General features: G+C 71.2%; 12 protein-coding genes and 1 pseudogene. 10 read left to right on the forward strand and 3 right to left on the reverse strand.

Annotated elements, in window-relative coordinates:
- The first annotated feature begins 255 nt into the window (after window positions 1–255).
- The 3 genes from AC07DO_RS06765 to AC07DO_RS06775 all read left to right on the forward strand — a co-directional run bounded on the left by AC07DO_RS06765 (window position 256) and on the right by AC07DO_RS06775 (window position 3338).
- Complete coding sequence (locus AC07DO_RS06765) at window positions 256–1608, forward strand: MFS transporter (protein WP_479057586.1); 1353 nt, start codon at window positions 256–258, stop codon at window positions 1606–1608.
- Between the two features lie 72 nt (window positions 1609–1680).
- Complete coding sequence (locus AC07DO_RS06770) at window positions 1681–1830, forward strand: hypothetical protein (RefSeq protein WP_479057587.1); 150 nt, start codon at window positions 1681–1683, stop codon at window positions 1828–1830.
- Between the two features lie 509 nt (window positions 1831–2339).
- Window positions 2340–3338, forward strand: coding sequence for a helix-turn-helix transcriptional regulator (locus tag AC07DO_RS06775; protein WP_479057588.1), 999 nt, complete (start codon window positions 2340–2342; stop codon window positions 3336–3338).
- A gap of 352 nt (window positions 3339–3690) precedes the next feature.
- On the opposite strand, the gene AC07DO_RS06780 is transcribed toward AC07DO_RS06775, so the two are convergent.
- Together AC07DO_RS06780 and AC07DO_RS06785 are read right to left on the reverse strand one after the other, a co-directional pair.
- On the reverse strand, window positions 3691–4593 hold the full coding sequence (locus tag AC07DO_RS06780) for a DUF3626 domain-containing protein (protein WP_479057589.1): 903 nt from the start codon (window positions 4591–4593) through the stop codon (window positions 3691–3693).
- Window positions 4594–5185: 592 nt separating this feature from the next.
- Complete coding sequence (locus tag AC07DO_RS06785) at window positions 5186–5779, reverse strand: CGNR zinc finger domain-containing protein (protein ID WP_479057590.1); 594 nt, start codon at window positions 5777–5779, stop codon at window positions 5186–5188.
- A gap of 92 nt (window positions 5780–5871) precedes the next feature.
- On the opposite strand from AC07DO_RS06785, the gene AC07DO_RS06790 reads away from it, so the two are divergent.
- Together AC07DO_RS06790 and AC07DO_RS06795 are read left to right on the forward strand one after the other, a co-directional pair.
- Entirely contained in the window at window positions 5872–6666 is a 795-nt protein-coding gene (locus AC07DO_RS06790; protein ID WP_479057591.1) for an MBL fold metallo-hydrolase, read from the forward strand.
- A gap of 150 nt (window positions 6667–6816) precedes the next feature.
- Entirely contained in the window at window positions 6817–7947 is a 1131-nt protein-coding gene (locus AC07DO_RS06795) for an LLM class flavin-dependent oxidoreductase (RefSeq protein WP_479057592.1), read from the forward strand.
- 35 nt (window positions 7948–7982) lie between these two features.
- On the opposite strand, the gene AC07DO_RS06800 is transcribed toward AC07DO_RS06795, so the two are convergent.
- Window positions 7983–8867 carry a helix-turn-helix transcriptional regulator gene (locus AC07DO_RS06800; RefSeq protein WP_479057593.1) on the reverse strand — a complete coding sequence of 295 codons (885 nt, stop codon included), beginning with the start codon at window positions 8865–8867 and terminating at the stop codon, window positions 7983–7985.
- Between the two features lie 247 nt (window positions 8868–9114).
- Between AC07DO_RS06800 and AC07DO_RS06805 the strand changes: the two are divergent.
- From AC07DO_RS06805 to AC07DO_RS06825, 5 genes and pseudogenes are all read left to right on the forward strand, one after another.
- Window positions 9115–9288: pseudogene (locus tag AC07DO_RS06805) on the forward strand (zinc-binding dehydrogenase); the annotation flags it as partial.
- A gap of 154 nt (window positions 9289–9442) precedes the next feature.
- Entirely contained in the window at window positions 9443–10708 is a 1266-nt protein-coding gene (locus AC07DO_RS06810) for an MFS transporter (protein ID WP_479057594.1), read from the forward strand.
- 40 nt (window positions 10709–10748) lie between these two features.
- Window positions 10749–11072 carry a carboxymuconolactone decarboxylase family protein gene (locus AC07DO_RS06815; RefSeq protein WP_479057595.1) on the forward strand — a complete coding sequence of 108 codons (324 nt, stop codon included), beginning with the start codon at window positions 10749–10751 and terminating at the stop codon, window positions 11070–11072.
- Between the two features lie 83 nt (window positions 11073–11155).
- The gene (locus tag AC07DO_RS06820) at window positions 11156–11572 is read left to right on the forward strand and encodes a (R)-mandelonitrile lyase (protein ID WP_479057596.1); all 417 of its coding nucleotides are present in this window, start codon (window positions 11156–11158) and stop codon (window positions 11570–11572) included.
- Window positions 11573–11754: 182 nt separating this feature from the next.
- Window positions 11755–14697: an NACHT domain-containing protein gene (locus AC07DO_RS06825; protein ID WP_479057597.1), complete on the forward strand. Its 2943-nt coding sequence runs from the start codon at window positions 11755–11757 to the stop codon at window positions 14695–14697.
- Window positions 14698–14887: the final 190 nt, after the last annotated feature.

A 14887-nucleotide genomic window follows, 5' to 3' on the forward strand; every position in this document is an offset into this window, starting at 1 on the left:
TGCCATTTCCCCGGGCCGCCGTCGGACGGTTCCGCGGCTGGCCGATGAATGCAGTGGCCGATACCGTCCAGGCCGAAGGGGTTGCTGGGGACCGTTCCCCGATCGCATGGTGTTCCAGCGTGCGACGCCACGAATTCCACGGAGAACCGGGAATTCAGGGCGGGTCGATGCCGTCACCCTCTACCGATCCCCTTGACGCGACTCGTGACTTCGCAGCCCGTAGAGAGCTGAACGACCGGTGGAGACGTAGCCTTTATGACGAATGCCTTGACCTCAGCGGCGCCCGTCCGCCCCTCGCCCCTGGCGTTCCGCGTCTTCCTCGGCGGGCAGAGCGTCTCGCTGATCGGCGACGGCCTCGCGATCCTCGCGATTCCCCTGCTCGTCCTCGAGGTCAGCGGATCCCCGTACGCGGCGGTGACGGCCGCCATCCCGCGGACCGTCGGCTATCTGCTGGTCGGCCTGCCCGCCGGTGCGCTGGTGGACCGGCTGAACCCCCGTAACGTCATGCTGACCATGGACGTCGTACGGTTCGGGGTCTTCCTCTCTCTCGCCGTGCTCGCGGCGACCTCGCAGCTCGCCGTCCCGGTGATCCTCGCCCTCGCGTTCGTCGCGGCGGGGGCCGGCGTGTTCTTCGAGACGGCGCTGACCGTGGCGGTGCGGGACCTGGTCGAGGAGGAACGTCTGGTCCGTACGAACTCGCTCCTGGAGGCCGCGAACCAGAGCGCGCAGATCGTCGGCCCGGGGCTGGTCGGCGTCCTGTCGGCACTCTGGGGCCTCCAGGTCGCCCTCCTGGTCAACGCCTGCACCTTCGCGGTGTCCTTCGTCTCCGTCCTGCACGTACTGCGCGGCAAGGGCCGGGCGAGCCGGCCCCCGTCCCCGCCGCTGCGTGAGGCCCTTCGCGGGGTGCGGGGCGACCTGGTCGAGGGCTTCCGCTGTCTGCGGTCCCTGCGTGTCGTGCTCGTGGTGACCTGCTTGCAGGCAAGCGCCAATCTCTTCCTCGCCGTCGGCTACCTCCTGGTCTTCTACCTGCGCGACACCCTCCACCTCGGCGCCTCCGAGGCGAGTGCCGTCGTCGCGGCGGGCGGCGTGGGCGGGGTGCTCGGCACCGCGGTGGCCCTCCGGCTCGGCCGCAGGATGCGGCACGAGACCCTCATCGCACTCAGCGCGGCCTGTCTGGGGACCACACTGGCGTCCCTGGGGGTGGCGACCTCCCTGGTCCCGCTGCTGGTGCTGAATTTGCTGCTCGGGGGTTCCACGGTGACAGCGGTGGTACTCATTCGCACGCTGCGCCAACGCCTGGTGCCACGAGCCCTGTTGGGCCGGGTCACCGCCACGGCCAAGGTGGCCGCGTTGGCGGCGAGCCCGGTCGGAGCCCTCGCGGGCGGTGCGCTCACCACGCTCAATGACGGCGATCCCCGCCCGGTGTTCCTGGCAGCGGGTCTCCTCAGCGTCCTGACGACCGCGGCCGCCTGGGCCCTGGGTCTGCGGACCGGGTCACACGCTCCGTCCGGCACGGAACAGGGCCCCACCGCGCCTGGGGCATCCGGGGCGTCCGGGGCGCCCGCCACACCTGTACCGGAGGCCGACGGCACCGCCAAGGCGCCCTGACCGACGCCGTCACCTCACACTCCCCCCCCCCCCCCCCCCCGCGACAGGCGCCTCCGCCCCACGAACGGGGTGGTGGTCCCCGAGACCGTCACCCCGAAACTCCTGCTCCCCGCCGCCGTGACGCCCCGTTCGCCCGCCTGCGCCACCGGCCAAGGGCTGACCCGAGGCTCGGCACGCCACCACCCGTCCACGCGGCGCCTGCCGAAGGCCAAGCCGTCGTAAAGAACGTCGTAAAGAACGTCGTAAAGAATCCGCCTTCGCGGGCAGGCTTGATGACAGGCCCCTCAGCCCCGCACTTGGCACGACATCACGAGCACGAGCGGGCCGCGGGCCGCGCGCCCGCGGCCCGCGAAGTCGTCGCGGGCCGCCGACGGTTCGGCATCCGTCATGGTCAGCCCGGCCCTCCGTGGCAACGGACAGAGCCAGTACGTCCCGGACGACCTGTCGGCCGAACGGCGGAAGCCGACTTCACGAGGCCGGTCCTGCACGGTGGCAGCCGGGTTCGGCAGCCCCGTACGGATGGGTTCGTGGGCCGAAAGGCGACCTTGACAAGATCACGCCCGCATCGGAAGTTCATTCCATGCCCCATGCATCCACCAGAAATCGTCACACCGTGTCCGCAGGACCACCCAAAGGCTGATCGCCCCGGTTGCCCCGACCGTCGCGGAGACCACCGCACCCCCCTCCTCCACGCCTTGCCGGACACGTTCACCGATCGGGAGAAACACCTCATGCTGGCCGCACTCGGACTCGACACGGACACCGAACGCGTCTACCGCGCCATGCTGGACCATCGTGACGACGGGATATCCGCACTGTCCCAGCGACTCGCACTGCCGGAGGACCGGTTACGCAACTGCCTCGACCGGCTCCATTCCCTCGCACTCGTCCGGCCGTCCGCCAAGGCCGACAGCGCCTTCCGGGTACTGGGCCCGGAACAGGCCATGAAGCTGCTGCTCGCCCGCCAGCAGGCCGAACTCGCCGCCCACCAGGAGCGTCTGGAGACCGCTAGGGTCGCGGCCGCGCAACTCGTCGCGGAGTGCGCCTCCCTGTACAGACCCTCGGCCGGCCTCCACACCGAGGAGCTGACCGGCGCGGAGGAGATACGCGACCGGCTCGCCCGACTCGCCTCCGACGTCCGCCACGAGATCATGACCCTCGCTCCGGGCGGCGCCCATTCGGAGAGCGACCTGAAGGCCAGCCGCAAGCCGAACGCGACCCTGCTGGACCGCGGTGTCACCGTACGGACCATCTACCTCGACAGCATCCGCAACCACCAGCCCACGCTCCGGCACGTCCAGTGGCTCCACGAGCGCGGCGGCCACGTCCGCACCGCTCCCAGCCTGCCGATCCGCATGATCATCGCAGACCGGACCGAGGCCGTCCTCCCCCTGGACCCCGCGGACGCGAGCTTCGGCGCCGTGGTCCTCACGGGGCAGGGCGTCATCACGGCCCTGTGCGAGCTGTTCGACAGCACCTGGCAGGCCGCGAACCCCTTGGTGCCCACGGTGGAACGGGACAACGACGGCCTCACCCCGCAGCACCGCGAGGCCCTCCGGCTGCTCGCCCGGGGGCTGAAGGACGATGCGATCGCCAAGCGCCTCGGCGTCTCCACCCGCACCGCCCGCCGCTTCGCGGCCGAACTCATGGACGCACTCCAGGCGCGCAGCCGCTTCGAGGCGGGCGTCCACGCGGTCCAGAACGGATGGCTCCCCGCGCACCGCACCTGACGGCCCGCCGGCGGGCGCGCCACCGTTCGGCTGCCGGACATCAACCGAGGGGCGACCGGCGACTCGAGTCACCGCCCCTCCTCCCCCCACCTCTCTCCCTCGTCAACGCCCTTCATCGCCCCAGCAGTTCAGCCGAGCGGGCAAGGACGACGTCGATCTCCTGCAGACCGACCCGGTCCACGGCGGCAACGACAACGCCTATGAGTGCGGAACCATGTCCGCGGGTGGTCATAGTCGTAGCCCTTGTCGCCGTACAGCGTGGCGGGACGACGGCGACGCGGTTCACGGCGGAAGGGGACGAGCCGTGCGGCACAGTCCGGAACAGCTCCCACAGCTCTACGGAACCAGCCCCTCAACCAAGGCCATGGAGGGCAGCTCCCGCCACCGGTGCAGGAGTCACCGGTCTCTCAGCAGCCGCCCGGGGCGCCCCGAAACGCGCCAGGTAGTGCCACACCTTTTTGACCGCCTGGGGGTCGTAGCAACCCGCACGTGCGCCCTCTCCGACGATCCGAGGATCGAGCACGCCGTCGACCGCGATCTGCGTGCCCACGTCGACGTATTCCTGGCCGCGGCAGCCAGGGTGACGTCGGAGTTCTTCGACCCCGAGCCGGAAGCCGGGGTGCCACTCCACCGGGCAGCCGAGGCGCAGGGCCGCGGCCTCGACGGTCGTGCCTCGGTAGCAGGGATCAAGGACCAGCGCCTCGACATGGCAGCGCAGCCGGACCGGCCCGTGCACCTGTGCCTCGATGTAGTCGTCGAGCTCGTCCTGACGATCGGCGAGGGCAAGCTCGACGAGCCCCATGCGGGCCGCGACACCGAAATCCGAAGGTTCAAGGAAACTGTCCGGGTAGCAGAACGTGGTCCGCGCCAGCGTCTCGGCAGCCAGCCGGAAGTGGGCGGAACCGAACCTGGGCGCCCCACCGACCGGCTTGCGGCGGAAGTTCAACGCTCCGTAGACGGGCCGCTCATGAGCGGCCGCTTCGTCGTACGCCCCGTCGAAGATCCGGCTCTCCCAGCGCCACCGGTCGCCGCCCGGATGCGCGGTCAGTCCGCCGTTGCTGGTCCCCGTGACGAACTGCGAGCGGTAGACGCCGTCCTCGGCCATGGCATCCAGGATCGGCTCGCCGTGCAGCAGACGGTCCGGGTGGAAGTTGAGGGTCACCCGCAGCGTCGGGTCCATCAGAGGGCCCGACGCCAGTTCCGCTACATGCCGAAGGGCCCGTTCCTGCGATGTCCGGAAGGCTGCGGAGCTCATCCGCACAGTGTCACCCAACTTGATCAACCGGTGCACGTGGTTTGTTCACCGACAGCCCGTCCCGGCGTCACGAAGCGTTGATCACCAATCGAGGTGATCTGTCAGCGTGCTTGGTGGACGTAGAACCGGCGGCCGTCCTTCCGCGTACCGTGCTGCCCTGGACGTGATGCTGTTCGCCGTGGTGCGAGTAGGGGTAGCGGTCTGCGATGCGGCCAGGGTCGTGGGGATGCGCTCGGCGAGGCCCGGGTTCGCGCCGCCCCTGGGAGGGGCACTACTGACCCAGCGCTCGATGTGACCGGCGGCGGAACGTCTACTTCGCCCTGGCCGACTGCGAACAAGGCGATCCGCTTGGTGACGTGAGGGAAGCTTCCCCACTCCGAGGAGAGGCCGACGCAGTACGGGCAGTTGGCGGCGGCTTCGCGCCGGCACGCGCCCAAGCTCCGACGGCACAGGGCGCCGCGCGAGCGCTCTTGTCCGCCTCGACCAGCCGAAAACTGATCGAGGCAGAGGTTGAAACGCAAGGACGAGGAATGCGCGGCGGCTGGAGTTGATGCCGAGCCTGAAGCCGCGGGCAGCGGCCTGCCCTGCGCCGTCAGTCCGTCGCGGTGCGGCGGGCGTAGGCACGGGCGGCGCGGGCTCGGTCGCCGCAGCGGGTGGAGCACCACTGGCGGCGCCCGTGCTTGAGCAGGAAGCGGGTGCAGGGCGGGGAGGCGCAGGCGGTCAGGCGTGCGGCGTCGGGAGAGGTGAGCAGGTCGGCGGCATCGGCGGCGATGACGGCCAAGGCGTGCTCGACGATCGCGGTGGTGGGGTGGGGTGCGGCGCGGCGCGGCCCGGTCTTCTCGTCCCACACCAGCAGAGACGCGGTGGGTACGCGGGTCATCGCGTCGTTGATCGCCGCGACGGCGGCGGGCAGGGCGGATTGCTTGGCGATCCGGGAGGCCAGCAGTGACCTGACCTGCTCGCGCAGAGAGCGCAGCTGCGTCGCGCACACCTCGGCGAGGCCGACGTCGGCCGGGGCGAGGTCGCGCCGCACCAACCACTGTTCGGCCCGCGCCGGGGTGCCCAGGAGGTCGGCCGTATGCCCGCCGGGCAGTGCGACGGCGCTGTTGGCAAGGGCCAGGGAGGGGTGCTCCGCCTCGCCCGGCGCCGACGGCAGGGCGGCTTCTTCCCACACGAACTCTTCCATGCTTCTCATGGTACGGGTTGCCTCCATCCGTGAGACATGCGTACAGTCCATCTCACGGTTAACACGCACTCTATCCGTGAGGTGTTCCTTTCATGTCTTCCCAGACCCTGCAGACCGCCCCGTTCCCGGTCCGTGTCTTCGGCGGCCCGACCGCCCTCTTCGACTACGGCGGCCTGCGCTTTCTCACCGACCCGACCTTCGACGGCCCCGGCGACCACCCTGCGCCGGGCGGTTTCCTGACCAAGACGGCGGCGGCCGGCGGCAGCCCGGTCGACCTCGGCCCCGTCGACGTCGTCCTGCTCTCGCACGATGAACACGCCGACAACCTCGACACCTCCGGCCGGGCCCTGCTCGCCGACGTCCCGCTGACGCTCACCACCCCCGGCGGCGGGGAGCGTCTCGGCCGGGCGGCCACCGGCCTCGCCGACTGGCAGGCGATCGAGCTCGAGCGCCGCGACGGCGGGCCCGGCACGGTCACCGTGACCGGCGTGCCCGCCATCCACGGCCCCGGCCCGCGCGAGGAGGTCGAGCCGATCACCGGCCAGGTCGTCGGATTCGTCCTGACCGGCGATGACCTGCCCACCGTCTACGTCAGCGGCGACAACGCATCGCTCGACGCGGTCGGGGAGATCGCCGAGCGCTTCGCCCCGGTGGACACGGCCCTCCTCTTCGCCGGAGCGCCCCGCTTCACCGAACTCTTCGACGGCGAGGTGCTCGTCCTGGACAGCGCCCAGGCCGCCCGGGCCGCGAAGATCCTCGACGCCGGCCGCGTGGTCCCCGTCCACTACGACAGCTGGGCCCACTTCACCGAGGGCAGCGACGAGCTCGTCGCCGCCTTTGCCGCCGCCGGTCTCGCCGACCGCGTCGACTTCGGCGTCCGCGGCTGACCCCACGTACGCCGGACACGTAGGTCGAACACGTACGCCGGACGCGTACGCCGGGCAGGGCCGGGCGTCGGCCAACGGCACCCGCCGCAGGTGCCGGCCGACGCCCGGCTTCCCCCCTTACCTCCCGCGTCACCGAAGGACCGCACGACCATGACCGATCCGATCCGCGGCACCCGCCACGGCTCCGCACCCGCCGCCCTGTCCGTCCTGGACTCCGCCATGACCGGCACCGGCCAGACCGCCGCGGAGGCGTTGGCCGGCAGCATCGAACTGGCTCGGCTCGCCGACCGGCGCGGCTTCACCCGCTACTGGACGAACGAGCACCACGCCATGCCCGGCGTCTCCACCTCCAGCCCGCCCGTCCTGCTGGCCCGGCTCACCGCTGAGACCAGCAGACTGCGGCTCGGCGCGGGAGGGATCATGCTGCCCAATCACCCACCACTGGTCGTCGCCGAACAGTTCGGCCTGTTGGACGCCCTCGCCCCCGGCCGCATCGACCTGGGCCTGGGCCGCGCCCCGGGCACCGATCACGCCACGGCCGCCGCCCTGCGCCGCGGCGCGAGCGACACCGAGGACTTCCCCCAACAGGTGGCCGAGCTGCTGCACTTCCTCGGCGACGACTTCCCCGCCCAGCACCCCTACGCCGACCGCGTGTGCGCCGTTCCCGGACCCGCCCAGGACCGGCTCAACGGCGTCACCCCGCCCACCGGCCGCCTGCCGGTGTGGCTGCTCGGCTCCTCCGGCTACTCCGCGCGGCTCGCCGCCGGGCTCGGCCTGCCCTTCGCCTTCGCCGCGCACTTCAACCCGCGCGACGTGGTGGCCGCCCTACGTCTGTACCGCGAACGGTTCACTCCGTCCGAGACCCTGAGTGAGCCATACGCGCTCGTCAGCTTCACCGTCGCGGCATCCGACGACGCGAGGGAGGCCCGCCGCCAAGCCGGCACCCTCGCTCACGCCATGCTCCGCATGTTCCAGCGCAAGTCCTACCTGCTGCCCTCCCCCAAAGAAGTGGACGCCTACTCCTACGACGCGCAGGAACGCCAGGCAGTCGACAGCTGGCTGACCCACGTCCCGCACGGCACCCCGGAACAGGTCATCGCCCACCTCAACCAGGTCCAGCGGGATTCCGGCGCCGACGAGCTCATGATCGGCGGTGTCGGGCACTCCGTCCGGGCCCGGCTGCGTTCCGTCGAGCTCATCGCCGACGCCTACGGCATGCCGGACGGCCCGCACCGAAGCGGGACGGACGGGCCTGCGCCCACCGAAGCAGACCACGCCTGAAGCTCCTCACACGATCTCAGCGTGGGCAGGCCCCGTCAGCTCGTGGTCGTGGGCCGTGCGGGGTCCGCCTGTTGGGTGGCGGACCAGGAGGCGAGGAGGCGTAGGGCCTCTTCGTCGGGTGAGCCGGGCTCCGCGGTGTAGATGGTGAGGGTGAGGCCGGGTTCGGCGGCCATCTCCAGCCCCTCGTAAGCGAGGGTGAGGTCGCCGACGGCGTGGTGGTGGAAGCGTTTGGTGCCGGTGCCGTGGTGGCGGACGTTGTGGGCGCCCCAGCGGGTGCGGAAGTCGTCGCTGCGGGTGGACAGTTCACCGACGAGGTCGTGCAGACCCTTGTCGTGGGGGTTGCGGCCGGCTTCGGTGCGCAGGATCGACACGGCGACGTCGGCGGCCTGGCCCCAGTCCGGGTAGAAACGGCGGGAGGCCGGGTCGAGGAAGTTGAAGCGGGCCAGGTTGGCCTGGTTGTGGGGAGTGGCGTAGACGTCGTCGTAGAAGGCGCGGGCGAGCTGGTTGGTGGCGAGCAGGTCCATGCGTCCGTTGCGTACGAAGGCCGGGCCCGCGGTGATGGCGTCCAGCACCCATCGCAGGCTGCGGTGGGCCTTCCACTGCGGGCTTCGGCGCCGGGGGCGGGTGAGGGCGTCGGAGCCGTCGGCGGCGTGGGCGAGGTTGAGCAGGTGGGCGCGTTCGGCGTCGTCGAGTCGCAGGGCGCGGGCGAGGGCCTCCAGGACGGCCGGGGAGGCGCCGGCGAGGTTGCCGCGTTCGAGTTTGGAGTAGTACTCCACGCTCATGTCGGCCAGGGCCGCGACCTCGCTGCGGCGCAGTCCGGGGACCCGGCGACGGCTGCCTGAGGGCAGACCCGCCTGCTCGGGGGTGATCTTCGCTCGCCGCGAGGTCAGGAACTCGCGGACCTCTGCTTGGTTGTCCACGTCTTCGACGGTACGTCCCGCCTCGGCCCGCAGCGATGTACTGGCAGTACACCCCTTGACCGTGCCTCGCTCCGCCAGCCGAAAGCGGGTTCCCTGGATGACGTGGTGCTTTCCGTTCGGCCCAGGGAGCCGACGGCCGGGCGGCAGCTACCAGGCTCCGCACTCGGCGACGGCCGGCCCCCGACACGTTGCCTCGGCACTCATCAGCGCTCTTCAGCGCTCATCAGCACGCAAAGGAATCCCTCTCATGCGCGGCGCAATGATCTACGCCCCCGGCGACATCCGCTTCGAGACTCTCGAGGATCCGAAGATCCTGCACCCCACCGATGCGATCATCCGCACCGCGGTGACCTGCGTGTGCGGCTCGGAGCTGTGGCCCTACCGCGGCACCGAGCCGACCGACGCCCCGCATCCGATGGGTCCCGGGGCCCGGGGCCCGGCCGTCCGCCCGCCCGCCGGTCACCTCACCGCCCCGGAGCGACACAGCATGCCTGGCCCACACCGACCACGACTGACCGACCCTCTCCGACCCGCCACCTGACCGCCGCCCCTCTTCGCAAGGAGTAGTTCTCCTCATGTCCGCTCCCGCCGCTCGCGCGCCGGGCAAGCTGCCCTTCGTCGTGTGGGTACTCGCCGCCGGCACCTTCCTGATGGGCACCACCGAGTTCGTCATCGCCGGGATCCTCCCGGACATCGCCCCCGACCTCGGCGTCGGCGTCTCCCACGCCGGACTGCTGATCACGGCCTTCGCCGTCGGCATGATCGTGGGTGGCCCGACCATGGCCCTGGCCACCCTGCGGCTGCCTCAGCGGCTCACCCTCATCCTCGCCCTCGCCGTCTTCGCCGCCGGGCACGTCGTGGCCGCCCTCACCAGCTCCTTCACCGTCGTCCTGGCCGCCCGGTTCCTCACCGCGCTGGCCACCGGCGCGTTCTGGGCCGTCGGATTCGTCATCGCCACCGCGGCGGCCGGGCCCGCGAACGCCACCCGCGCCGTCAGCGTGATGATGGGCGGCCTGACTCTCGCGAACGTCGTCGGCGTCCCCGCCGGGTCGCTGGCCGGGCACGTCACCGGCTGGCGCGGACTGTTCTGGGCCCTGGCCGCGCTCGCCGCACTGGCCGCCGTCGTGATCGGCCGTTTCATCCCCCGCACGGCGCAGCGGCAACGAGTTTCCGTACGGGACGAGCTCCGGGCGCTACGGCAGGGCCGCCTGTGGCTGGCCCTGGCCGCGGCCGTGCTGATCATGGGCGGCGTGCTGGCCGTCTACACCTACATCACCCCCCTGCTGACCGACCGTGCCGGCGTCCCCGAGGACGCCGTGCCGCTTGTACTGATCGCATTCGGAGCCGGCGCGCTGGGCGGCACCGCGGTCGGCGGCCGGTTCGGCGACCATCGGCCGATGGCCACGACGATCCCGGCCGCCGCGGTGACCGCACTCGTCCTGCTCGCCCTCATCCCGCTGTCCGACACCCCGACCGGCGCCGTCGCCCTGATCTTCCTCATGGCACTGGCCGGATTCACGGTCAACCCGGTCGTCACCGCCCTCACCGTCCGTTTCGCCGGCGACGCCCCCACCCTGGCCTCCGCTCTGACCACGTCCGCGTACAACACCGGCATCGCCGCCGGCTCCGCGCTCGCCGGTCAAGCCCTGGGCTCCTCCCTCGGCACTACCGGACCCGCCTTGGTCGGCGCCGTCCTCGCAGGCCTGACCCTGCTGCCGCTGACCGCCCTGGCCCTCACGACCCGACGTACGACAACGCGCGCCGTCATCGCCCACCGCGCTCCCGACAAGGCCGTCCCGGCGGCACGTACGAGCACGGACGCGGAATCGGCGCGTACCTGAACCGACCCGACCACCGCCCCCCACTTACTTGGAGCCGTCCATGTCCCACCAATCCGCCCCCGAGGAACTGACGAACATCGCTCCCAAGCTCGTCGAGGTCACCAACGACGTCCTCTTCGGTGACGTCTGGACCCGTCCCGGCCTCTCCCCCCGCGACCGGAGCCTGGTCACCGTCAGTACGCTCGCCGCCCTCTACCGCGGCGAACAACTCGACCACCACCTGGGCGTCGCCCTGGACAACGGACTGAGCGTCGAGGAGTTGTCCGAAGCCATCACCCACCTCGCCTTCTACGCGGGCTGGCCCAACGCCATGACCGCGATCAACAAGCTCAAGAAGATCGCCGACCAACGCGACCTCGCCTGACCCTGCCGTCCCCTACTCCTCAACACCCCCTCGCCCCTCAACACCCCCCACTTCTCAACACCCCATCTGTAAAGGACAAAGTCATGGAGCACATCACCTCGACCCCGACGGCCAAGGCGCCGGCCGAGCGGTTCACCGGCGACGTCTACCTCAACATGATCGAAGCCCCCGCCGAACCCGCCCGCCTGGCCACTGCCCTGGTCCGCTTCACCCCCGGCGCCCGCACCAACTGGCACTCCCACGCCAACGGGCAGACCCTCTACATCACCGACGGCGTCGGCCTGGTAGGCACCCGCGACGGCCACGTCGTGCGGGTCAGCGCCGGACAGGTCATCAAGTGCCCGGCGGGTGAGGAGCACTGGCACGGTGGCACCGACAGCACGCTCATGGCCCACATCGCCATGGTCGTCGGCAATGCCGACGGAGACGGCACCACCTGGCTGGGACCCGTCACCGACGCCGAATTCGCGCAGGCCCTGGCCTCATCAGCAACGAGCTGACAGCCCGGGAGCCCACACAGACACGGCGTTCTCCCAGTTGGCCCAGCCCGGAGCGCGCACGACGTACGCGCCCCCGGTTCACCACTATGCGCCCCGCCGTAGAAGTGCACTCCCCCACCGCCAGGCGCTTCTTCCTTGAAACGCTCGGTCCCACACGGGGCGAGGGGTACGGAGGGGCGGGCATGCGTGGGCGGGAAGTGTGGACACAACGGAGGCTGTGGATCGGCGTCGGCTGTGCGGCGTTGGGCGTGCTGGCCTTCACGCTCCGTCTGGTCGGCGGAGGGCACGGTGAGCAAGTGCAGTACGACGGCCCCGCGTTCGTCGTATCCGTCGTCGGCGTCATGGTGTCCGTCGCGGCACTGCTCGTGGACGTCCTGCGGCGCACCGACACACCCCCGGAACCCGGCGCCGTGCTGCGGCAGACCGCTGATGCGCTCGCCGAGGCGGTACGGATCCAGTGGACGCAGGAGGCTCGGCTGCGGCGGCTGCAGGACCCGGAGCCGCTGAACGTCCGCTGGCAGTGGGCCGACAGGCTGCTCGCGGACGACACACGGAACATCCGGCGTGGTCGCCCGGTACCGGGGCCCCGGCCCGACGACAACAGTCTGGCGTCGATCGCCACGGCCTTCGAGGAGGTGCCGTCCAGGCGCCTGGTCGTACTCGGAAGCCCCGGTTCGGGCAAGAGTGTGCTCGCCGTGTGCTGCACGCTCGATCTGCTGAGGATGCGTACGTCCGGGGCGGCGGTGCCCGTGATCTTCCCCGTGGCGGCCTGGGACCCGGGCACCACTCCGCTGCGTACCTGGCTCCTCGAGCGGCTCGTGGCGGAGTACCGGCCGCTGGCGGCCACCACCGACGGCACCTCTCTGGCCGGGGCACTGCTCGACGCCGGGCTGATCGCGCCCGTCCTCGACGGCTTCGACGAACTGCCCCCGGCGTTGTACGGCACCGCGATGCGCAGGCTCAACGCCGAGTTGGACGACGGCATGCCGGTGCTCGTCACCTCACGGACCACGGCCTGGCACTCCACGGTCGCGTGCAGCGACGTGTTGACAGGTGCGGAGGTCCTCGAGCTGCTGCCGCTGGATTTCGCCGAGGCGAAGTCCTATCTGGAGCGCACCGCGCGTCCGTTACGCGGTCCTTGCGGTAGCCGCACGACGGTGTGGACCCAGGTGCTCGATTCCCTGCAGGAGGACTCGCGCACCGAGGCAGCCGCCGCTCCGCTCCTGCAGATTCTGAGCAACCCGCTCATGGTGGCCCTGGCCCGCACCGTGTACGGCGACGCGTCCCGCGATCCCCAAGAGCTCCTCCACGACCGGCGTTTCCGGACGACGGCCGGGATCGAGAAGCACCTTCTCGACGCGTTCGTACCGGCCGCGTTCGTCGACGGAGGCGCCGACTCACGGTGGCGCTCCGCGGACGCCGAGCGCTGGCTGTCCTGGCTGGCCCTCGAGTTGCAGCGGCGGGACTCCAAGCGGCTCGCCTGGTGGGAGCTGTATCTCTGTGTGCCGCGGGCGCTGCGCCTTGCGGCGCCCGCCCTGCTCGCGCAGGCGCTCACGTTCGTGCTGGCCATCCCCATCCTGCTCTCCAGCGTCGGAGGTGACGTCTTCGTCTTCGACGACAAGCCGTCGCTGGCAGCCAATCTGGTCGGCAACCTGGTCGGATTCGCCGGTGGACTGGCGCTGCTCCTGCCCGTGTCGGTGGCGCGGCGCGAAGGGCGCACGGCCCTGCCCCGGCAGCTCACCGTCTGCATGGCGACGGCCGCCGCGGCCACCCTCGGGTACGGCCTCACGGGTGGCTCCGTGCAGTTCGGGCTGCAGTTCGGCACGGTCACCGACGGCTGGGCGGCCGAGTTGTTCGGGGGCGCGGTCTTCGGCGTACTCATCGCCTTGTACTTCGGGGTCGCGGGGCTCGCCCGCCATGCGGTGCCACTAGGGCTGCCTTGGGCGGGCAGCCCTTCCGGTCGGCTCGCGGCGCAGGCCGGGAGTGGCCTCCTCGCCCTCGCGGGGCTCTTCTTCGTCAAGCCACGGCTGCTCGGGCACGACCTCGGCACATGGCCGATGGTGGCCGGCGCCCTGTGCTTCGCCGCGGCCCTGTGCCTGTGGGCGGCGGCAGGACGACAGGGAGTGCGGACAGGCGTTTCCCCTGCCGGCGAGGACCGTATCGCCCGGCGTTTCATGACCGGGCTTCTGCACGGCTGGGCTGTGTGCCTGCTCGTCGGAGTGGCGGCAGGCGGCACGGTGGGCGCCGTCGCCTGCGCGTTCTCCGCGGTGGAGACCTCGCAGGCGACCGACCTGGACGGCAAACGGCTCGGGAAGTGGTCGCACCAGGAAACACCTGACGGTGTCCGCACCGTCGAGTCCTCGACGGAGATCGCTGTCATCCTGGTGTACCCACGCGCGGGCGTCCGGCCCACGGCATACCCGCACGGCAGCCGTCCGCCGAGCTGCGGCCGGAAGTGCGAGTCGTTCGACACCCGGGTGACCTTCCGCGTTGCCGAGGGCGACCTGCGGATCCTCGTCGCCGGCGATACCGCGGCCAATGCGGTGAACATGCTGCCGGAGCTGCCCGAGCAGTCCCGGATCTGGCTCGCTGAGACCGCCGCCCGGCACCCGCTCGATCGGTTCCTGCTCCCCGGTGCCATGGGCGGAGTCCTGATCGCGCTGATCGGCGGCCCCGCTTCGGGTCTCTACCGTGCGCTCAGTACTCCCTCCGATCTCATCCGGGCGGCCAATCCGCAAGTCACCTTGCGCACGGACCGCGTGGCGTCGCTGTCCCGGTCCGGCGTCGTGGCGGTCATGACCGGCGGGGTGTGTGTCGTCCTGGCCTGGGCGTTCGCATCGAAGGGCGGGCTCGACCATGTCGCGGCGCAGATGTGGGTGCCGATGGGTACCGCCGCACTCGCGCTCACCGCGTGGGGGCAACTGGCGGTCGCCCGTGTCTGGCTGGCTCTGACGGGGCGGCTGCCCTGGCGGATCATGACGTTCCTCGACGAAGCGCACCGCCGGGGAGTGCTGCGACAGTCCGGCGCGCACTACGAGTTCCGTCATCTGCGCATGCAACAGCGACTCGCCTCGTCCGCCGAGGCGTCCCAGGAAGACCCTCGGGCTAGGGTGCCGACGGCGTGACGGTCCAGGCCGCGCTGCGAGGCAGAGATGACCGCCTGCCCACGGATGGTGGGATGCGGCGCTCGGCCCGGGGGCGTCGCGGGCGGTTACCGGTCCGGCGCATGCAACGCTGACGTCAGTTCCGAGCTTCCACGTTCGTCCGAAGTCGGTTCCCAGGCTGATCCGTGTCGGATCAGAACAGCTGGAGACC

The sequence above is a fragment of the Streptomyces sp. NPDC045678 genome (assembly GCF_056432085.1).

Bases quoted from the DNA above. Each gene is read 5' to 3' on its own strand.
- AC07DO_RS06765 (WP_479057586.1), top strand. From the start codon at position 256: ATGACGAATGCCTTGACCTCAGCGGCGCCCGTCCGCCCCTCGCCCCTG.
- AC07DO_RS06775 (WP_479057588.1), top strand. From the start codon at position 2,340: ATGCTGGCCGCACTCGGACTCGACACGGACACCGAACGCGTCTACCGC.
- AC07DO_RS06780 (WP_479057589.1), bottom strand. From the start codon at position 4,593: ATGAGCTCCGCAGCCTTCCGGACATCGCAGGAACGGGCCCTTCGGCAT.
- AC07DO_RS06785 (WP_479057590.1), bottom strand. From the start codon at position 5,779: ATGGAAGAGTTCGTGTGGGAAGAAGCCGCCCTGCCGTCGGCGCCGGGC.
- AC07DO_RS06790 (WP_479057591.1), top strand. From the start codon at position 5,872: ATGTCTTCCCAGACCCTGCAGACCGCCCCGTTCCCGGTCCGTGTCTTC.
- AC07DO_RS06795 (WP_479057592.1), top strand. From the start codon at position 6,817: ATGACCGATCCGATCCGCGGCACCCGCCACGGCTCCGCACCCGCCGCC.
- AC07DO_RS06810 (WP_479057594.1), top strand. From the start codon at position 9,443: ATGTCCGCTCCCGCCGCTCGCGCGCCGGGCAAGCTGCCCTTCGTCGTG.
- AC07DO_RS06815 (WP_479057595.1), top strand. From the start codon at position 10,749: ATGTCCCACCAATCCGCCCCCGAGGAACTGACGAACATCGCTCCCAAG.
- AC07DO_RS06820 (WP_479057596.1), top strand. From the start codon at position 11,156: ATGGAGCACATCACCTCGACCCCGACGGCCAAGGCGCCGGCCGAGCGG.
- AC07DO_RS06825 (WP_479057597.1), top strand. From the start codon at position 11,755: ATGCGTGGGCGGGAAGTGTGGACACAACGGAGGCTGTGGATCGGCGTC.